18 protein-coding genes are annotated in these 19,538 nt (G+C 73.5%); 14 read left to right on the forward strand and 4 right to left on the reverse strand.

Features of this window, described 5'->3' with window-relative positions; genetic code table 11:
- Positions 1-65: 65 nt before the first annotated feature.
- Positions 66-2,462 (reverse strand): Tex family protein, encoded by a 2,397-nt coding sequence (locus A8713_RS27275; RefSeq protein ID WP_064536336.1) that lies wholly within the window; start codon positions 2,460-2,462, stop codon positions 66-68.
- 216 nt (positions 2,463-2,678) lie between these two features.
- On the opposite strand from A8713_RS27275, the gene A8713_RS27280 reads away from it, so the two are divergent.
- Positions 2,679-3,638 carry a GlxA family transcriptional regulator gene (locus A8713_RS27280; protein ID WP_064536338.1) on the forward strand — a complete coding sequence of 320 codons (960 nt, stop codon included), beginning with the start codon at positions 2,679-2,681 and terminating at the stop codon, positions 3,636-3,638.
- A gap of 107 nt (positions 3,639-3,745) precedes the next feature.
- Positions 3,746-4,375 carry a DJ-1/PfpI family protein gene (locus tag A8713_RS27285; protein ID WP_064536340.1) on the forward strand — a complete coding sequence of 210 codons (630 nt, stop codon included), beginning with the start codon at positions 3,746-3,748 and terminating at the stop codon, positions 4,373-4,375.
- A 9-nt stretch (positions 4,376-4,384) separates the two neighbouring features.
- Here the strand turns inward: A8713_RS27285 and A8713_RS27290 are convergent, their stop codons facing one another.
- Positions 4,385-5,131: an enoyl-CoA hydratase/isomerase family protein gene (locus tag A8713_RS27290; RefSeq protein ID WP_064536342.1), complete on the reverse strand. Its 747-nt coding sequence runs from the start codon at positions 5,129-5,131 to the stop codon at positions 4,385-4,387.
- Positions 5,132-5,402: 271 nt separating this feature from the next.
- Here A8713_RS27290 and A8713_RS27295 point away from each other — a divergent pair, with 271 nt between their 5' ends.
- Positions 5,403-5,906, forward strand: coding sequence for an ATP-binding protein (locus A8713_RS27295; protein ID WP_064537743.1), 504 nt, complete (start codon positions 5,403-5,405; stop codon positions 5,904-5,906).
- Positions 5,907-6,021: 115 nt separating this feature from the next.
- Here the strand turns inward: A8713_RS27295 and idi are convergent, their stop codons facing one another.
- A complete protein-coding gene (gene idi, locus A8713_RS27300) occupies positions 6,022-6,612 on the reverse strand; it encodes an isopentenyl-diphosphate Delta-isomerase (protein WP_064536344.1) in 591 nt (196 codons plus the stop codon).
- 212 nt (positions 6,613-6,824) lie between these two features.
- The gene (locus A8713_RS27305) at positions 6,825-7,757 is read right to left on the reverse strand and encodes a cation diffusion facilitator family transporter (protein WP_064536346.1); all 933 of its coding nucleotides are present in this window, start codon (positions 7,755-7,757) and stop codon (positions 6,825-6,827) included.
- Positions 7,758-8,197: 440 nt separating this feature from the next.
- Here A8713_RS27305 and A8713_RS27310 point away from each other — a divergent pair, with 440 nt between their 5' ends.
- The 11 genes from A8713_RS27310 to A8713_RS27355 all read left to right on the forward strand — a co-directional run bounded on the left by A8713_RS27310 (position 8,198) and on the right by A8713_RS27355 (position 19,504).
- Positions 8,198-10,015, forward strand: coding sequence for a DUF5941 domain-containing protein (locus tag A8713_RS27310; RefSeq protein WP_064536347.1), 1,818 nt, complete (start codon positions 8,198-8,200; stop codon positions 10,013-10,015).
- Positions 10,012-10,773, forward strand: coding sequence for a phosphocholine cytidylyltransferase family protein (locus A8713_RS27315; protein WP_064536348.1), 762 nt, complete (start codon positions 10,012-10,014; stop codon positions 10,771-10,773). The genes A8713_RS27310 and A8713_RS27315 overlap by 4 nt, the downstream gene beginning before the upstream one ends.
- Positions 10,761-11,822, forward strand: coding sequence for an iron-containing alcohol dehydrogenase family protein (locus A8713_RS27320; protein WP_064536349.1), 1,062 nt, complete (start codon positions 10,761-10,763; stop codon positions 11,820-11,822). The genes A8713_RS27315 and A8713_RS27320 overlap by 13 nt, the downstream gene beginning before the upstream one ends.
- Entirely contained in the window at positions 11,800-12,579 is a 780-nt protein-coding gene (locus A8713_RS27325; protein ID WP_173860914.1) for a CDP-alcohol phosphatidyltransferase family protein, read from the forward strand. Before A8713_RS27320 ends, A8713_RS27325 begins: the two co-directional genes overlap by 23 nt.
- 44 nt (positions 12,580-12,623) lie before the next feature.
- Positions 12,624-13,469 carry a glycosyltransferase family 2 protein gene (locus tag A8713_RS27330; RefSeq protein ID WP_064537744.1) on the forward strand — a complete coding sequence of 282 codons (846 nt, stop codon included), beginning with the start codon at positions 12,624-12,626 and terminating at the stop codon, positions 13,467-13,469.
- A gap of 98 nt (positions 13,470-13,567) precedes the next feature.
- Positions 13,568-14,497: an ABC transporter permease gene (locus A8713_RS27335; protein ID WP_064536351.1), complete on the forward strand. Its 930-nt coding sequence runs from the start codon at positions 13,568-13,570 to the stop codon at positions 14,495-14,497.
- 373 nt (positions 14,498-14,870) lie between these two features.
- Entirely contained in the window at positions 14,871-15,767 is an 897-nt protein-coding gene (gene hpnC / locus A8713_RS27340; RefSeq protein ID WP_064536352.1) for a squalene synthase HpnC, read from the forward strand.
- On the forward strand, positions 15,764-16,714 hold the full coding sequence (hpnD, locus tag A8713_RS27345; protein ID WP_064536353.1) for a presqualene diphosphate synthase HpnD: 951 nt from the start codon (positions 15,764-15,766) through the stop codon (positions 16,712-16,714). Before hpnC ends, hpnD begins: the two co-directional genes overlap by 4 nt.
- On the forward strand, positions 16,714-16,854 hold the full coding sequence (locus A8713_RS34995; RefSeq protein WP_355480644.1) for a DUF6380 family protein: 141 nt from the start codon (positions 16,714-16,716) through the stop codon (positions 16,852-16,854). Before hpnD ends, A8713_RS34995 begins: the two co-directional genes overlap by 1 nt.
- Complete coding sequence (gene hpnE, locus A8713_RS27350) at positions 16,851-18,356, forward strand: hydroxysqualene dehydroxylase HpnE (protein WP_064536354.1); 1,506 nt, start codon at positions 16,851-16,853, stop codon at positions 18,354-18,356. Before A8713_RS34995 ends, hpnE begins: the two co-directional genes overlap by 4 nt.
- 74 nt (positions 18,357-18,430) lie before the next feature.
- Positions 18,431-19,504, forward strand: coding sequence for a polyprenyl synthetase family protein (locus tag A8713_RS27355; protein ID WP_237305459.1), 1,074 nt, complete (start codon positions 18,431-18,433; stop codon positions 19,502-19,504).
- Positions 19,505-19,538: the final 34 nt, after the last annotated feature.

Consider the following 19,538-nt stretch of genomic DNA (forward strand, 5'->3'; position numbering starts at 1 on the left):
GGCCGGAGGACCACCGGGCCCGGTCCGCGCCGCCGCACGGCGGCGCCGACCGGGCCCGCGGTGTGTCAGCGGCGGCCCTTGTCCCCGCCGTTCAGCAGTCCCGCGCGGCGCAGCGCGTCCGCCATGGCGCTGTTGGCCGGCGCCGGCGCCTGACGCGCACCGCCGCCGCCCCCACCGCCGCCGCGCCCCTGGCCCTGGCCCTGCCGCTGCTGCGGCGGCCGGCCGCCGCGCTGCCTGCGCGCCTCACCGCCGCCGCCCTGGCCCTGCCGCTCCTGCGGAGCCGCCGTGTCGTCCAGGCGCAGGGTCAGCGAGATCCGCTTGCGCGGGATGTCGACGTCCAGGACCTTCACCTTGACGATGTCACCGGGCTTGACCACGTCCCGCGGGTCCTTCACGAACGTCTTCGACATCGCGGAGACATGCACCAGACCGTCCTGGTGGACGCCGACGTCCACGAACGCCCCGAAGGCCGCCACGTTCGTCACCACGCCCTCCAGGACCATCCCGGAGGACAGGTCGGAGATCTTCTCCACGCCCTCCTTGAAGGTGGCCGTCCGGAAGGCGGGCCGCGGGTCGCGCCCCGGCTTCTCCAGCTCCTTGAGGATGTCGGAGACCGTGGGCAGACCGAAGGTGTCGTCGACGAAGTCGGCCGGGCGCAGCGAACGCAGCACGCCCGTGTTGCCCACGAGGGAGGCCACCTCCTGGCCCGTCGTCTTCACCATGCGGCGCACCACCGGATACGCCTCCGGGTGGACGCTGGAGGCGTCCAGCGGATCGTCGCCGCCACGGATCCGCAGGAAGCCCGCGCACTGCTCGTACGCCTTCGGGCCGAGCCGGGAGACCTTCTTCAGCTGGGCGCGCGAGGTGAAGGGGCCGTTGGCGTCGCGGTGCGACACGATGTTCTCGGCGAGGCCCGAGGTGATGCCGGAGACCCGCGCGAGCAGCGGCACGGACGCCGTGTTGACGTCCACGCCCACGCCGTTCACACAGTCCTCGACCACCGCGTCCAAGGAGCGGGAGAGCTTCACCTCGGAGAGGTCGTGCTGGTACTGGCCGACGCCGATCGACTTCGGGTCGATCTTCACCAGCTCGGCCAGCGGGTCCTGGAGCCGGCGCGCGATGGACACCGCGCCGCGCAGCGACACGTCCATGCCGGGCAGCTCCTGCGAGGCGTAGGCGGAGGCCGAGTACACCGAGGCGCCCGCCTCCGACACCATCACCTTGGTGAGGTTCAGCTCCGGGTGCCTGCTGATCAGGTCGGCGGCGAGCTTGTCGGTCTCCCGCGAGGCCGTGCCGTTGCCGATGGCGATCAGTTCGACCGCGTGCTCCTCGGCCAGCCGCGCCAGCGTGGCGATGGACTGGTCCCACTTGTTGGCCGGGACGTGCGGATGGATCACGTCCGTGGCGACGGCCTTGCCGGTCGCGTCGACCACGGCGACCTTCACGCCCGTACGGAAGCCCGGGTCCAGGCCGAGCGTGGCGCGGGTGCCGGCCGGGGCGGCCAGCAGCAGGTCGCGCAGGTTGGCCGCGAACACGTCCACCGCCTCGTCCTCGGCGGCCGTGCGCAGCCGCAGCCGCAGGTCGATGCCGAGATGGACGAGGATCCGGGTGCGCCAGGCCCAGCGGACGGTGTCCTTCAGCCACTTGTCGGCGGGCCGGCCGCGGTCGGCGATGCCGAAGCGGTGCGCCACGATCCCCTCGTACGAGGACGGTCCCTCGGTGGCCTCCTCGGGCTCCAGGACGAGGTCGAGGACCTCCTCCTTCTCGCCGCGCAGCATCGCCAGGATCCGGTGCGAGGGCAGGTCGGTGAACGGCTCGGCGAAGTCGAAGTAGTCGGCGAACTTCGCGCCCGCCTCCTCCTTGCCCTCGCGCACCTTCGCGGCCAGCCGCCCGCGTGTCCACATGCGCTCGCGCAGCTCGCCGATCAGGTCGGCGTCCTCGGAGAACCGCTCGGCGAGGATCGCGCGGGCGCCGTCCAGGGCGGCCTGCGGATCGGCGACGCCCTTGTCCGCGTCAACGAACGCCGCCGCCGCGGCCGACGGCTCGACACCCGGGTCGCCGAGCAGGCCGTCCGCCAGCGGTTCGAGGCCCGCCTCGCGCGCGATCTGCGCCTTGGTGCGCCGCTTCGGCTTGAACGGCAGGTAGATGTCCTCCAGCCGCGCCTTGGTCTCGGCGCCGCGGATCCGCGCCTCCAGCTCGTCGGTGAGCCTGCCCTGCTCGCGCACCGACTCCAGGATCGCGGCCCGCCGGTCCTCCAACTCCCGCAGATAGCGCAGCCGCTCCTCGATCGTGCGCAGCTGCGCGTCGTCGAGCGTCTCGGTGGCCTCCTTGCGGTAGCGGGCGATGAAGGGCACCGTCGAACCGCCGTCGAGCAGCTCCACGGCGGCCTTGACCTGCCGCTCCCGTACGCCGAGCTCCTCGGCGATCCTGCCTTCGATGGACCCTGTGAGGGGTGTCGTCACGTTCCCGTACCGCCTTCTCCACTTCGGGTTGCGCGGCAATTGTGGCAGGCGGCACCGACAAGCGGGGGACAGGGCGGTGTCCGGCGGGGCGCGTCGCGCGCCCGGACCGCGCCGCACGCGCTGCGCGCGCCCCGGCGGGCGTCCACCGGACGCATGGCAGAAAAGGTGGGGAATCCGTCGTTGCGGCCGTCGGCGGGGCCGCCGAGAATCGGGACCATGGCGCAGCGAACCGTTCTCTTCGTCCTCTTCGACGGCGTGCAGAGCCTGGACGTCACCGGCCCCCTGGAGGTCTTCGCCGGTGCCGAGAAGCAGACACCCGGCAGCTACCGGGTGCGCACGGCCTCCCTGGACGGCGCACCTGTACGCACCTCCAGCGGTCTGAACGTCGTACCGGACTCCTCGCTCGACGAGGCGTCCGTGCCGCACACCCTGGTCCTGCCCGGCGGCGAGGGCACCCGCAGGCCCGATCCGCGCCTGGTCGACTGGGTGCGCGGACAGGGGCCGCGCGCGGCCCGGCTGGTCTCGGTGTGCACCGGCGCGATCCTGCTGGCCCGAGCGGGGCTGCTGGACGGCCGCCGGTGCACCACCCACTGGGCGTACTGCGCCACCCTGGCCCGCGACCATCCGGCGGTGCGGGTCGAGGCCGACCCGATCTTCGTACGGGACGGCACGGTGTCGACCTCGGCCGGGGTCACCGCGGGGATCGACCTGGCGCTCGCGCTCGTCGAGGAGGACCTGGGCCGGGACACCGCGCTCCGCGTCGCCCGCCATCTGGTGGTGTTCCTGCGCAGACCGGGCAACCAGGCCCAGTTCAGCGCCCAGCTCACCGCCCAGACGGCGCACCGCGACCCGCTCCGGGACCTCCAGCAGTGGATCACCGAGCACCCGGCCGGCGACCTGGGCGTGGACGCGCTGGCCGCCCGCGCCGCCCTCTCGCCGCGCCACTTCGCCCGCGCCTTCCGCGCCGAGACGGGCATGACACCCGGCCGGTACGTCGACCGGGTCCGCCTGGAACACGCCCGGCGGCTGCTGGAGGACACCGCCGACGGCGTCGAGGAGATCTCCCGGGCCAGCGGTTACGGCACCCCCGAGGCCATGCGGCGCGCCTTCGTCCGCACTCTGGGCGCCGCCCCGGCGGAGTACCGCCGCCGCTTCCGCCCCGCCCCGACCGCCTGACCGCCGCGCGCACCGCCTGACCGCCGCGACCCGCGTACCACCTGCGCACGGCACACCACGCAGCACGCGCCCCGCGCCCATCACACGCCCCCACCGGAGGGAACACCATGCAGATCGCCATCGTCCTCTACGACCACTTCACCGCCCTGGACGCCGTGGGCCCCTACGAGACGCTGGGCCGGCTGCCCGGGGCGGACACCGTCTTCGTCGCCGAGCGGACCGGGCCCGTGCGTGCCGACACCGACAACCTCGCCCTGAGCGCCGACCGCACCCTGGCCGACGTACCGTCCCCCGACATCGTGGTCGTGCCGGGCGGCCCCGGGCAGCGGACCCAGATGGACAATCCGGTGCTCCTCGACTGGCTGCGCGCCGCCGACGCGACCACCACCTGGACCACCTCGGTGTGCACCGGCTCCCTGCTGCTGGGCGCCGCCGGACTGCTGCGCGGCCGGCGCGCCACCTCGCACTGGCTGGCCCTCGACCACCTGGGGACCTTCGGCGCCGAGCCCACCGGCGAGCGGGTGGTGACCGACGGCAAGTACGTCACCGCCGCCGGTGTCTCGGCCGGCATCGACATGGGCCTGACCCTGTTCGGCCGGATCGCGGGCGACGAGCGGGCGCAGGCCGTCCAGCTCCTGATCGAGTACGACCCGCAGCCGCCCTACGACGCCGGGTCCCCGCAGAAGGCGCCCGCCCATCTGGTGGAGGAGTTCCGCGGCGCCGGACGCGCGCGCTGATCCGGAGCCCTACCCGGCGCTCCAGGTGAAGCGCGGTGTCCTGCGCTCCAGGAAGGCGGCGACCCCCTCGGCGGTGTCGCCGCTGCCGCGTGCCTCGGCGCTCCAGTGGGCGTCCCGGCCGGTGCGGCCGTCCGCGAACTCCTTGGCCGCCGCCTGCGTCAGCTGCGAGCGCGCGGCCAGCACCCCGGTGAACTCCGCGACCCGCTTGCCGAGTCCGCCCCCGGGCAGCACCTCGTCGACGAGACCGGTGCGCAGCGCCCGCTGCGCGTCGATCAACTCGCCGGAGAAGAGCAGGTACTTGGTGGTGGCCGGGCCCACCAGGGACACCAGCCGCCGGGTCGCGGAGGCGGGGTAGACGATGCCGAGCTTCGCCGGGGTCACCCCGAACAGCGCGCCCTCCTCGGCGAACCGCAGATCGCAGGCGGCCGCGAGCTGGGCGCCGCCGCCGACGCAGTGCCCGCGCACCGCCGCCAGGGTCGGCTTGGGGAAGGCGGCGAGCGCTTCCTCGGCCGCCACCGCCAGCGTTTGCGCCTCCTCGGGCGAGCGCCGGAGCGTGGAGATGTCCGCCCCGGCGCAGAACGTCCCGTCCGCGCCGGTCAGCACCAGGACCCGTACGCCCGGATCGGCGGCCAGGCGGTCCAGGAGCGGTGGCAGCGCGCGCCACATCGCGGCGGTCATGGCGTTGCGCTTGGCCGGGTGGTGGACGACGACGGTGGCGACCGCGTCGGTGACGTCGTGCAGCAGCTGCGGCTCCATGGCCCGGATGCTATCGGTGCGAGCGGGTGTGCGAACGGGACGGGTGCGACCGCGCTCCCGGGGCGGTGCCGCCCGCGCGATCCGTACAAACCGAAGAGTTCGCAAACGCGGCACCGACTGAGCAGAACCGTTTCTCTGAGGGGCCGGAACAGCCAGGAACGATCGGGACGCGCCGGATACCGGCCGACTTGCGTCAGTCCTTGGGGATGAGCGCCGCGTTACCAACACTCGACGTGTGGTGACAATCGAGCGCGAGGGCGGCGACCGGACGATGGACGACCAGGGGCGCGGGAACGGACCGCGCCCGGCAGGCGGCACGGGGGCCCCGCCGACCGGAGCACCGCCGCACCCGCTGCCGTACGAGGGAGTCTGGCGCTTCACCGCGCCCGCCGTCGACGCCTCCGTCCCGCAGGCCCGGCACGCCGTGCGCGACCTGCTGCTGCGCCAGCGGGTGCCGGTCTCCGACGACCTGGTGCACGGACTGCTGCTGATCGTGTCCGAGCTGGTCACGAACGCGGTCCGGCACGCGGCGGTGGTGTCGCCGGTGCTCGCCGTGGAGGTGGCCGTCGGCGCCGAGTGGCTGCGGGTCTCCGTGGAGGACGGCCACCCCTACCGGCCGACCGCGCTGGAGGCCGACCACGGCCGCACCGGCGGGCGCGGACTGCTGCTGGTGCGCGAGATCGCCCGGGAGGCCGGCGGGGTCTGCGACGTCCAGCACACGGCGAGCGGCGGCAAGGTGATCTGGGCCGCCCTGCCGCTCACCCCCGCGTCGTAGCCGTCGTAGCCGTCGTAGCCGTCGTAGCCGTCGTAGCCGTCGTAGCCGTCGTGACCGCCGTGGGCCCCGTAGCCGTCGTAGCCGCCGTGGCCCCGGCGGGCCGGGCCCTACGGCCTCACCAGCCCGCCGGGCCGGTCAGCTCCCGGACCGCCGGACGGACCGCGTCCAGCACCGTCATGAACCACGCGGAGAACGGGTCGCGCGCGTGCCGCTCGGCCAGCTCCGCCGGGGAGACGAACGCGGTCGCGCCGACCTCCTCCGGATCGGGCCGCAGCGCCGACTGCACCAGGCCGACGAACAGGTGGTTGAACTCCTGCTCCACCAGGCCCGACGCCGGGTCCGGGTGGTTGTAGCGGACGGTGCCCGCCTCCGCGAGCAGCGTCGGCGAGACCCCCAGCTCCTCGTAGGTCCGCCGGGCCGCCGCCGCGAACGGCGACTCGCCGGGGTACGGATGACCGCAGCAGGTGTTGGACCACACGCCGGGGGAGTGGTACTTGCCCAGCGCCCGCTGCTGGAGCAGCAGCCGGCCCTGCTCGTCGAAGAGGAACACGGAGAAGGCGCGGTGCAACTGCCCCGGCGGCTGGTGCGCGGCGAGCTTCTCCGCGGTGCCGATCGTCACGCCGTCCTCGTCGACGAGTTCCAGCAAGATCGCGTCCGCGGTGCCGTTCGACGAGCTGTGCGTCGCGGTGGCAGGTGTGATCGGCATACCCATCCTTCGCATCGGTCCTCGAGCCCCAAGTCTGCCGCACGAAACCGGCACTCCCGGCACTTCCCGGCGTACCCGCATGTCCCGCGCCCGGGTGTGGACACGACCGGACACGGACGCTCAGCGCACGAGGGCCCGGTTACTGATCGTGCCCTGCCGGACACCGGCGGAACCGTCCGGGTCCCCCGGCGGACCGGCGCCCGGGACGGCGCTCAGTGGCACAGCCGCGCCTCGTGCTCGGCGTGCCCGCCGGGCTCCAGCTGGAAGGTGCAGTGCTCCACGTCGAAGTGGTGGCCGAGGCAGCCCTGCAACTCGTGCAACAGCTTTTCGTGACCGATGGCGCTCAGCACCTCGGAACTGACCACCACGTGCGCGGACAGTACCGGAAGGCCGGAGGTGATCGTCCAGGCGTGCAGATCATGGACGTCCTCGACGCCGTCCAGGGCCAGGATGTGCGCGCGCACCTCGTCCATGTCCACGTTCTTCGGGGCGGCCTCCAGCAGGACGTCCAGGGTCTCGCGCAGCAGCTTGACCGTGCGCGGCACGATCAGCAGGCCGATGGCGAGCGAGGCGACCGGGTCGGCGGCCTGCCAGCCGGTGAGCAGGATGACCGCGGCCGAGATCATGACGGCCAGCGAGCCGAGCGCGTCCGCGGCCACCTCCAGGAAGGCGCCCCGCACGTTCAGGCTCTCCTGCTGGCCCCGCATCAGCAGCGTCAGCGACACCGAGTTCGCCACCAGGCCGATCAGACCGAACACGATCATCAGCCCGCCGTGCGTCTCGGCGGGCGTCATGAACCGCTGCACCGCCTCGTACAGGACGTAGCCGCCGACGCCGAGCAGCAGCAGGCAGTTGGCCAGCGCGGCGAGGATCTCGGCGCGGGCGTAGCCGAAGGTGCGGTTGCCGCCCGCCGGCCGGTTCGCGAAGTGGATGGCGAGCAGCGCCATGCCCAGGCCCAGGGCGTCCGTCGCCATGTGCGCGGCGTCCGCGACCAGCGCGAGCGAGTCCGCGAGCACCCCGCCGACGATCTCCACCACCATGACGGCGAGCGTGATCGACAGCGCGACGCGCAGCGTGCCGCGGTGGGCGGCCGCCGCCGTACCGGCGGCGCCGTGCGTGTGCCCGTGGTCGTGACCGGCCCCCATAGCCTCTCCACCCTCCTGAGTTCCGTCCCGGATATCCGCCAGGAACCACAGTGAACTACGGGCGGGGGGTATGGGGCAACGCGGCACTGAACACCGTTGTCATGTGCCCTGACCTGCGTAAACGATCCGCAGGTCAGAACGTTTCGGCGGGGCGGCGCCCCGGCGCGCGGCCCGCGCGCCGCCGTCCGCGCCGCACTCCGCGCCGACGGGGCGAACGCCCGGATCCGGCGCGGAGTTTGTGACCCGCCCCCGGATCACCCATGATGATCGCGGCGCAGGCTGCGGCAGATGACGTCGATCGGCCCCCGAGCGGGCGGTGGACGCGGGCTTCCCGGCATCCGATAGCCTCTGCCGACATGCCGCCCGGCCGCCCTGCGGCGAGCGGCACCCCTCCACCATGCACATGACCGGCGCGCGCCGGCACCAGGGAGTGAGTTCGGTTGTCGACCGCCATCCTCACCGGTCAGCCGGTCCCCGGATCGTCGATCGAGGCCGATCTGCGGTCCCTCGGCTTCGACGTGCGGCACGCCGCCGACGCCGGTGACGCCGAGACACTCCTCGCCCGGGTGCCCGGCGGGGAACGCGTCGCCGTCGTGGACGCCCGCTTCGTCGGCCACACCCACGCCCTGCGCCTGGGACTGACCGACCCCCGCTTCCCGCTGGCCGCCGTCCCCGGCGCCGTCACCGCCCAGCCCGCCGCCCGGCCGGCCCTGACCCGCGCGCTGGCCCGGGAGGTCACCCCCGGCGGCGGCACCGCGCTCGCCGTGGACAGCGTCGCCGACCGTGCCGTCACCGCCCTGCACGCCGACGGCGCCGCCGTGCACCACCCCGAGCTCGGCCGCCTCGTCGCCGTCGTCCCCGCCGACCCGCAGGCCCGCAACGAGGCACGGCAGGCCGTCGCCGCCGTCGACGACGAGGCCGTCCGTCTGAAGTCGGCCGTCAAGGCCCGCGACGGCTTCTTCACCACGTTCTTCATCAGCCCGTACTCGCGCTACCTCGCCCGCTGGTGCGCCCGCCGCGGCCTGACGCCCAATCAGGTCACCACCGCCTCGCTGCTCACCGCGCTCATAGCGGCCGGCTGCGCCGCCACCGGCACCCGCGGCGGCTTCGTCGCCGCCGGCGTGCTCCTGATCGCCTCGTTCGTCCTGGACTGCACCGACGGCCAGCTCGCCCGCTACTCGCTCCAGTACTCCACCCTCGGCGCCTGGCTCGACGCCACCTTCGACCGGGCCAAGGAGTACGCCTACTACGCCGGGCTCGCCCTCGGCGCGGCCCGCGGCGGCGACGACGTGTGGGCGCTCGCCCTGGGCGCGATGGTGCTCCAGACCTGCCGGCACGTCGTCGACTTCTCCTTCAACGAGGCGAACCACGACGCCACCGCCAACACCAGCCCCACCGCCGCCCTCTCCGACCGGCTCGACAGCGTCGGCTGGACGGTGTGGCTGCGCCGGATGATCGTGCTGCCCATCGGCGAACGCTGGGCCATGATCGCGGTGCTCACCGCCGCGACCACCCCCCGCATCACCCTGTACGCGCTGCTCGTCGGCTGCGCCTTCGCCGCCGCGTACACCACCGCCGGCCGTCTGCTGCGCTCGGTGACCCGCCGGGCCACCCGCACCGACCGTGCCGCGCAGGCGCTGGCCGACCTCGCCGACAGCGGCCCGCTCACCGAGGGCCTGGCCCGCCTCTTCGCCCGGCCCGCCCGCCGGCTGCCCGGCATCGCCGCGCCCGCCGTGGCCCTCGTCGGCGGCCTCGCCGTCGTCGCCACCGCGGCCCTCACCGACTTCGGCGGCCCCTGGCCGGTCGCCGGCGCGCTCTGCTACGTCCTCACCTCGGCGCTCGCCGTCGCCCGCCCCCTCAAGGGCGCCCTCGACTGGCTGGTCCCGCCGTTCTTCCGCGCCGCCGAGTACGGCACCGTGCTGGCCCTGGCCGCCCGCGCCGATGCGCGCGGAGCCCTTCCGGCGGCGTTCGGGCTGGTGGCGGCCGTCGCCTACCATCACTACGACACGGTGTACCGCATCCGCGGCGACGCCGGAGCGCCGCCGCGCCGCCTGGTGCGCGCCGTCGGGGGACAGGAGGGGCGGACCCTGCTCGTCGCCGTACTGGCGGCGCTGCTCACCGCCGCGCAGTTCAAGGCCGCGCTCACGGCCGTCGCCGTGCTCGTCGCCGTGGTGGTGCTCGCCGAGAGCATCCGCTTCTGGGTCACCGCCCACAAGGACGGTGCGCCCGCCGTACACGATGAAGGAGAACCCGCATGATCGGCCTCGTGCTGGCGGCCGGCGCCGGACGGCGTCTGCGCCCCTACACCGACACCCTGCCCAAGGCGCTGGTGCCGGTCGGGCCCGCGGGCATAGAGGACGGCTCCGACGGGCTCACCGTCCTCGACCTCACCCTCGCCAACTTCGCCGAGATCGGTCTGACCGAGGCCGGGATCATCGTCGGCTACCGCAAGGAGGCCGTCCACGAGCGCAAGGCGGCCCTGGAGCGGAAGTACGGCCTGAAGCTCACCCTCATCGACAACGACAAGGCCGAGGAGTGGAACAACGCCTACTCCCTGTGGTGCGGCCGTGACGCCCTCAGGGACGGCGTGATCCTCGCCAACGGCGACACCGTCCACCCCGTCTCCGTCGAGAAGACCCTGCTCGCGGCCCGCGGCGACGGCAAGCGGATCATCCTCGCCCTGGACACCGTCAAGACGCTGGCCGACGAGGAGATGAAGGTCGTCGCCGACCCGTCCACCGGGGTGCGCCGGATCACCAAGCTGATGGACCCGGCCGAGGCCACCGGCGAGTACATCGGCGTCACCCTCATCGAGGGCGAGGCCGCCGCCGACCTGGCCGACGCGCTGAGGACCACCTTCGAGCGCGACCCGCAGCTGTACTACGAGGACGGCTACCAGGAGCTGGTCGACCGCGGCTTCCGGATCGACGTGGCGCCCATCGGCGAGGTCGACTGGGTCGAGATCGACAACCACGACGACCTCGCCCGGGGACGGGAGATCGCGTGCCGCTACTGACCCGGCTGATCCCCTCGCCGGTCGCGGTGGACATCCGGCCCGGCGCCCTCGACGACCTGGCCGGTGTCCTCGCCGACGAACGCATCTCGCACTCCGGGCGGCTCGCCGTCGCCGTCAGCGGCGGCTCCGGCGCCCGGCTGCGCGAGCGGATCGCCCCGACCCTGCCCGGTGCCACCTGGTACGAGGTCGGCGGCGGCAGCCTGGACGACGCGATCCGGCTGGCCGGCGAGATGAAGAGCGGCCACTACGACGCCGTGGTGGGCCTGGGCGGCGGCAAGATCATCGACTGCGCCAAGTTCGCCGCCGCGCGCGTCGGCCTTCCGCTGGTCGCCGTGCCGACCAACCTCGCGCACGACGGCCTGTGCTCCCCGGTCGCCACCCTGGACAACGACGCGGGCCGCGGCTCCTACGGCGTGCCCAACCCGATCGCCGTCGTCATCGACCTGGACGTCATCCGCGCGGCCCCGGCCCGCTTCGTCCGCTCGGGCATCGGCGACGCCGTCTCGAACATCAACGCGATCGCGGACTGGGAGCTCGCCCACCGCGTGAACGGCGAGAAGATCGACGGCCTGGCCGCCGCCATGGCCCGGCAGGCGGGCGAGGCGGTGCTGCGGCACCCGGGCGGCATCGAGGACAGCGGCTTCCTCCAGGTGCTGGCCGAGGCCCTGGTCCTCACCGGCATCGCCATGGCCGTCTCGGGCGACTCGCGCCCCGCCTCCGGCTCCTGCCACGAGATCAACCACGCCTTCGACCTGCTCTACCCCCGCCGCGCCGCCAGCCACGGCGAGCAGTGCGGACTGGGCGCGGCCTTCGCGATGCACCTGCGCGGCGCGCGGGAGGAGGCGGTCCTGATGGCGCAGGTGCTGCGCCGGCACGGCCTGCCGGTGCTGCCGCAGGACATCGGCTTCACGGTGGACGAGTTCGTCCGCGCCGTGGAGTTCGCCCCGGAGACCCGGCCCGGCCGCTACACGATCCTCGAACACCTCGACCTCAAGACCGAACAGATCAAGGACGCCTACGCCGACTATGTCAAGGCCATCGGTAGCTGAACTCAGGCCGGTCGTGCACCCCGCGGGGGTCAAGGACCGGCGCAGCGGTGAGCACTGGATGGGACGCCTCTACATGCGCGAGGTGTCCCTGCGGGTCGACCGCTACCTGGTGAACACCAAGGTCACGCCCAACCAGCTCACGTACCTGATGACGGTGTGCGGAGTGCTCGCCGCCCCGGCCCTGCTGGTGCCGGGGATCTGGGGCGCCGTGCTCGGTGTCGTCGCGGTCCAGCTCTATCTGCTGCTGGACTGCGTCGACGGCGAGGTCGCCCGCTGGAAGCAGCAGTTCTCGCTCGGCGGGGTCTACCTGGACCGGGTCGGCGCCTATCTGACCGACGCCGCCGTCCTGGTCGGCCTCGGCCTGCGCGCCGCCGACCTGTTCGGCAGCGGGCGCATCGACTGGCTGTGGGCCTTCCTGGGCACCCTGGCCGCGCTCGGCGCGATCCTGATCAAGGCCGAGACCGACCTGGTCGGCGTGGCCCGGCACCAGGGCGGGCTGCCCCCGGTCAAGGAGAGCGCCGCCGAACCGCGCTCCTCCGGGATGGCGCTGGCCCGCCGCGCCGCCGCCGCGCTCAAGTTCCACCGGCTGATCCTCGGCATCGAGGCCTCGCTGCTGATCCTGGTCCTCGCCGTCGTCGACCAGATACGGGGCGACCTGTTCTTCACCCGCCTCGGCACCGCCGTCCTGGCCGGCATCGCGGTCCTGCAGACTCTGCTGCACCTGGTGTCGGTCCTCGTCTCCAGCAGGCTGCGGTGACCGGCGCGGCCACACCGGCGAAGGTCGGGGCCGTCGTCATCACCATGGGCAACCGCCCCGACGAGCTGCGCGCGCTGCTCGACTCCGTGGCCAAGCAGGACGGCGACCCGGTCGAGGTCGTCGTCGTCGGCAACGGCTCGCCCGTCCCGGACGTCCCCGAGGGCGTACGCACCGTCGAGCTGCCCGAGAACCTCGGCATCCCCGGCGGACGCAACGTGGGCATCGAGGCATTCGGCCCCGGCGGCACCGACGTCGACATCCTGCTCTTCCTCGACGACGACGGCCTGCTCGCCCGCCAGGACACCGCCGAGCTGTGCCGCCGCGCCTTCGCGGACGACGGGAAGCTGGGCATCATCAGCTTCCGCATCGCCGACCCCGACACCGGGGTCACCCAGCGCCGCCACGTGCCCCGGCTGCGGGCCTCCGACCCGATGCGCTCCTCCCGGGTCACCACCTTCCTCGGTGGCGCCAACGCGGTCCGCACCAAGGTCCTCGCCGAGGTCGGCGGCCTGCCGGACGAGTTCTTCTACGCCCATGAGGAGACCGACCTGGCCTGGCGGGCCCTGGACGCGGGCTGGATGATCGACTACCGGTCCGACATGGTGCTGTTCCACCCCACGACCGCGCCCTCGCGGCACGCGGTCTACCACCGCATGGTCGCCCGCAACCGGGTCTGGCTGGCCCGCCGCAACCTCCCGGCCCCGCTGATCCCGGTCTACCTGGGCGTCTGGATGGTCCTCACGCTGGCCCGCCGCCCCTCGCGCCCGGCCCTGAAGTCCTGGTTCACCGGCTTCAAGGAGGGCTGGACCACCCCCTGCGGTCCGCGCCGGCCCATGCGCTGGCGTACCGTCTGGCGGCTCACCCGGCTGGGGCGGCCGCCCGTCATCTGACAAGCTCGTTCTTCGGGAGCGTCGGCCGTGCCGGCCGGTGCGGTGTGCCCTCGCGGCACTCCGTGCCGGCCGGCATCCGAGGACGAAGGACGAGTCCGGTGAGTGAGACCGCGCGGGACGACGGCACCGGCACCGGCGCGGTGCCGCCGGCCCGGGAGAACCTTCCGGCGGCACGGCTCGCCGCCGAGTACGGGCTGACCGTCAGCGGTGCCCGGCCCCCGCTCCTGGAGTACGCGCGCCGGCTGTGGAGCAGGCGCCACTTCGTCCTGGCCTTCTCCCGGGCGAAGCTGACCGCCCAGTACAGCCAGGCCGGGCTCGGCCAGCTCTGGCAGGTGGCCACCCCGCTGCTGAACGCGGCCGTGTACTACTTCGTCTTCGGGATGCTCCTGCGCACCGACCGGGGGCTGCCGAACGGCACGTATCTGCCCTTCCTGGTCACCGGTGTCTTCGTCTTCACCTTCACGCAGAGCTCCGTCATCGCGGGGGTGCGCGCCATCTCCGGCAACCTCGGCCTGGTGCGCGCCCTGCACTTCCCGCGGGCCGCGCTGCCGGTCTCGTTCGCGCTCCAGCAGCTCCAGCAGCTGCTGTTCTCGATGATCGTGCTGTTCGCCGTGGTGATGGCCGCCGGCAGCCTGCCGGCGCCCTCGTGGCTGCTGGTCGTCCCGGTCCTGCTGCTCCAGTTCCTGTTCAACACGGGCCTGTCGCTGATCGTGGCCCGGATGGGCGCCGGGACCCCGGACCTGGCCCAGCTGATGCCGTTCCTCCTGCGCACCTGGATGTACGCCTCGGGCGTGATGTTCTCCATCGACGGCATGCTCAAGGGCCGGCCGGAGTGGTTCATCCGGCTGATGCAGAGCAATCCGGCCGCCGTCTACATGGACCTGATGCGCTTCGCGCTGATCGACGGCTACGGCGCCTCGCACCTTCCGCCGCACGTCTGGACGCTTGCCCTGGTGTGGGCCGTGATCTTCTTCTCCGGTGGATTCGTCTACTTCTGGAAGGCGGAGGAAAGGTACGGCCGTGGCTGAAAACCTCGCTGGTGAACTGTCCGAAGAGGGCCTCGGCGGAAAGTCGCGGTGGGCTGCGCGTCCGTAAAGGAAACGTCAACTCGCGCGGTTCTTAGGAATCTTGAACGCGATCGGTGTGTTGTTGTGATCTGCGGGACACCCCCCCTGCGACCCCCGGCGTTGTACAACGTAAGCTGTACCGGTCCCGGAAAGCGGCAAGTGGGGAGATAATGCGCGACACCCTCCGCCGGGCCGCTCCCGCGAAGGGCCGGGCGGCGTGTCCGAAATAGTGTGTCTTGGGTCGGCAGTGTAGAACGGGAGATGTGACGGCAATGGCTACGGAAACTCCCCTGCTCAACGGAGCATGTGCCGTCCCCGTGCCGGGCAGCGGACGATGACGCGGAGGAATGAGGCGCCCGATCCGGAACGCGCCACCCTCGACAAGGCCGCGGGCGAGAACTTCCCCGTGGCCCCGTTCTTCCTGCCCCGCGCCTGGCGCACCGACCTCATGGCCGTCTACGGCTTCGCCCGTCTGGTCGACGACATCGGCGACGGCGACCTCGCCCCCGGCGGCGCCGACGCCCGGCTGCTCGGCGCGACGCCCGAGCAGGCCGAGGACCGCCTCGCCCTCCTCGACGCCTTCGAGGCCGACCTGCGCCGGGTCTTCGACGGCACCCCGCGCCACCCCCTGCTGCGCCGCCTCCAGCACACGGTCCGCCGCTGCGCGCTGACCCCCGAGCCCTTCCTCGGCCTGATCGCCGCCAACCGGCAGGACCAGCTCGTCGCCCGCTACGAGACCTACGACGACCTGCTCGCCTACTGCGAGCTGTCCGCCAACCCCGTCGGCCGCCTCGTCCTCGCCGTCACCGGCACCTCCACCCCCGAGCGGATCCGCCGCTCCGACGCGATCTGCACCGCCCTCCAGATCGTCGAGCACCTCCAGGACGTCGCCGAGGACCTCGCCCGCGACCGCATCTACCTGCCCGCCTCGGACATGAAGCGCTTCCACGTCCAGGAGGCGGACCTCGCCACACCCACCGCGGGCGCATCGGTGCGCGCGCTGGTCGCGTACGAAGCCGAACGCGCCCGTGAACTCCTGAATGAAGGCGCCCCCCTGGTGGGTAGCGTCCACGGCAGACTCAAGCTGCTGCTCGCGGGGTTCGTGGCGGGAGGGAGGGCGGCGGTCCGCGCGATCGCCGCCGCCGAATACGACGTACTTCCCGGCCCGCCCAAGCCCGGCAAGGTCCAGTTGCTGCGCGAGGTGGGCGTGACTCTGCGAGGAGAGGGGTGATCCGGTCCGTGGAGTCGGAACAGCACGCGTCCGCACCGGTACTCGCCGCCTACAGCTACTGCGAGGCCGTCACCGGACAGCAGGCCCGTAACTTCGCCTACGGCATCAGACTCCTGCCGGCGCCCAAGCGCCGCGCGATGTCGGCGCTGTACGCGTTCTCGCGGCGGGTCGACGACATCGGCGACGGGGCGCTGGCGGACGACGTCAAGGCCGTCCGGCTGCAGGACACCCGGGCCCTGCTCGACCGGATCCGCGAGGGCGGCGTCGAGGACGACGACACCGACCCCGTCGCCGTGGCGCTCGCCCACGCCGCCCGCACCTTCCCGATCCCGCTGGGCGGCCTGGACGAACTCATCGACGGAGTCCTCGCCGACGTGCGCGGCGAGACGTACGAGACCTGGGACGACCTGAAGGTCTACTGCCGGTGCGTGGCCGGGGCCATCGGACGGCTCTCGCTCGGCGTGTTCGGCACCGAGCCCGGCGCGCGCGGCGCCGAGCGCGCCCCCGAGTACGCCGACACGCTGGGTCTGGCGCTGCAACTGACCAACATCCTGCGCGACGTCCGCGAGGACGCCGAGGGCGGCCGCACCTACCTGCCCGCCGACGACCTGGCCAAGTTCGGCTGCTCGGCCGGTTTCCGCGGCTCCACCCCGCCGGAGGGCTCCGACTTCGCCGGCCTGGTCCACTTCGAAGTGCGGCGCGCCCGCGCCCTGTTCGCCGAGGGCTACCAGCTGCTGCCCATGCTGGACCGGCGCAGCGGCGCCTGTGTCGCCGCCATGGCCGGGATCTACCGCCGGCTCCTCGACCGCATCGCCCGCGAACCCGAGGCCGTGCTGCGCGGCCGGGTCTCCCTGCCCGGCCGCGAGAAGGCGTACGTCGCCGTGCGCGGACTGTCCGGCCTGGACACCCGGCACGTCACCCGGCAGACCGTCAGGAGGCGTGCCTGATGGGCACCTCGACCACAGGGCGGCACGCGGGCCCGCGACGGCGGGCAACCTTCGGGTGCCCGACGGCGTCACTGACGGCGACGGCCGGCCGGGGAGCACGCGCCCACCGCGGCGGACGTACAGGGGAGGGCGCACGATGACCGACGGGACGCGACCGGACGGCGACCGGACGGCGGCGGCGCCCGGACGGCACGCCGTCGTCGTCGGCGGCGGCCTCGCCGGCCTGACCTCCGCGCTCGCCCTCGCCGACGCCGGGGTGCGCGTGACGCTGCTGGAGAGCAGACCGCGTCTGGGCGGCCTCGCCTTCTCCTTCCGGCGCGGTGACCTCACCGTCGACAACGGCCAGCACGTCTACCTGCGCTGCTGCACCGCCTACCGCTGGTTCCTCGACCGGATCGAGGGCGCCGCGCTGGCCCCGCTCCAGGACCGGCTCGACGTGCCCGTCCTGGACGCCGCCAGACCCGAGGGACGTCGGCTCGGCAGGCTGCGCCGCGACCCGCTGCCCGTACCCCTGCACCTCGGGCGCAGCCTGGCCACCTATCCGCATCTCTCGCTCGCCGAGCGCGCCAGGGTCGGCCGCGCCGCGCTCGCCCTCAAGGCGCTGGACCCCACCGATCCCGCGCTGGACAGCCAGGACTTCGGCAGCTGGCTGGCCGCGCGCGGCCAGTCGCCCCGCGCCGTCGAGGCACTGTGGGACCTCGTGGGGGTCGCCACCCTCAACGCGGTCGCCTCCGACGCCTCACTGGGGCTGGCCGCGATGGTGTTCAAGACCGGTCTGCTGTCCGACCCGGGCGCGGCCGACATCGGCTGGGCCCGCGTCCCGCTGGGCGAACTGCACGACCGCCTGGCCCGCAGGGCGCTCGACTCCGCGGGCGTCCGTACCGAGGTCCGTACACGCGTCACCTCCGTCTCCCCCCACGAGAACGGCCGCTGGAGCGTCCAGGTTCCCGGCGAGACCCTGGAAGCCGACACGGTCGTCCTCGCCGTACCCCAGCGCGAGGCGTACGAACTGCTGCCGCCGGGCGCCCTGGACGCCCCGGAACGGCTCCTGGACATCGGCACCGCGCCCATCCTCAACGTCCACGTCGTCTACGACCGCAAGGTCCTCGGCCGGCCCTTCGTCGCCGCCCTCGGCACCCCCGTGCAGTGGGTCTTCGACCGCACCGACGCCTCCGGCCTGAAGCAGGGCCAGTACCTGGCGCTGTCCCAGTCGGTGGCGCAGGACGAGATCGACGCCCCGGTGGCCGAGCTGCGCGAGCGCTACCTGCCCGAGCTGCGCCGGCTGCTGCCGCGCTCGCGCGGCGCCGAGGTGAAGGACTTCTTCGTCACCCGCGAGCGCACGGCCACGTTCGCTCCCACCCCGGGCGTCGGACGGCTGCGTCCCGGCGCCCGCACCAAGGCGCCCGGCCTGTACCTGGCCGGCGCGTGGACCGCCACCGGCTGGCCCGCGACCATGGAGAGCGCGGTCCGCAGCGGCGTCGGCGCGGCGGACGCCGCGCTGCGCGCCCTGGGCCGGCCCCGCCCCAGCCGTCTGTTCGCCCTGAAGGAGACGGCCCACCGCACTGCCACCGGGGACACCCCCCGGGGCCCCGGCCGACAACCGGGAGAGACCGGCGCCGCCCAGCGAGGGGGGATCCGGTGAAGGTCGACCAGCAGCCCGCAGCCGGTACTGCCGGCGCCGCCGGCACCGCCGGCACTGCGACAATAGGAGAGACTGTGCCCACTGTGCCCCCGGCCTCGCCGGCCGCTCGGCAGACCGCGGTGGACGTGACCGCGCTCCTGGAGCGCGGCCGGACCCTGGCGACCCCGGTCCTGCGGGAGGCCGTCGACCGCCTGGCCCCTCCCATGGACACCGTCGCCGCCTACCACTTCGGCTGGATCGACGCCGCCGGCAACCCGGCCCACGGCGACGGCGGCAAGGCCGTGCGCCCCGCCCTCGCGGTGCTCTCCGCCGAGGTCACCGGCGCCGCCCCCGAGGCCGGGGTGCCCGGCGCGGTCGCCGTCGAGCTCGTCCACAACTTCTCCCTGCTGCACGACGACCTCATGGACGGCGACGAGCAGCGCCGCCACCGCGACACCGTCTGGAAGGTGCACGGCCCCGCCCAGGCCATCCTGGTCGGCGACGCCCTGTTCGCGCTCGCCAACGAGGTGCTGCTGGAGCTGGGCACCGTCGAGGCGGGCCGCGCCGCCCGCCGCCTCACCGCGGCCACCCGCGCCCTGATCGACGGCCAGGCCCAGGACATCTCCTACGAGCACCGCGACCGGGTCAGCGTCGAGGAGTGCCTGGAGATGGAGGGCAACAAGACCGGCGCCCTGCTCGCCTGCGCCAGCTCCATCGGCGCGGTGCTCGGCGGCGCGGACGACGCGACCGCCGACACCCTGGAGAAGTACGGCTACCACCTCGGCCTGGCGTTCCAGGCCGTCGACGACCTCCTCGGCATCTGGGGCGACCCGGAGTCCACCGGCAAGCAGACCTGGAGCGATCTGCGCCAGCGCAAGAAGTCCCTGCCGGTGGTGGCCGCCCTCGCGGCGGGCGGAGAAGCCTCCGAGCGGCTCGGCGAGATCCTCGCCGCCGACGCCAAGAGCAGCGACTTCGAGAACTTCTCCGAGGAGGAGTTCGCGGCCCGCGCCGCCCTGATCGAGGAGGCGGGCGGCCGCGAGTGGACCGCCCAGGAGGCACGCCGTCAGCACACCATCGCCATCGAAGCCCTCGACTCCGTGAACATGCCCGACCAGGTCAGGTCCGCGTTCGCGGCGCTCGCCGACTTCGTCGTCGTACGAAAGAGATGATCACTATCGCACCCACCCTCGCGTAGTCGCCGGC

This window comes from Streptomyces sp. SAT1, from assembly GCF_001654495.1.
Taxonomy (GTDB): domain Bacteria; phylum Actinomycetota; class Actinomycetes; order Streptomycetales; family Streptomycetaceae; genus Streptomyces; species Streptomyces andamanensis.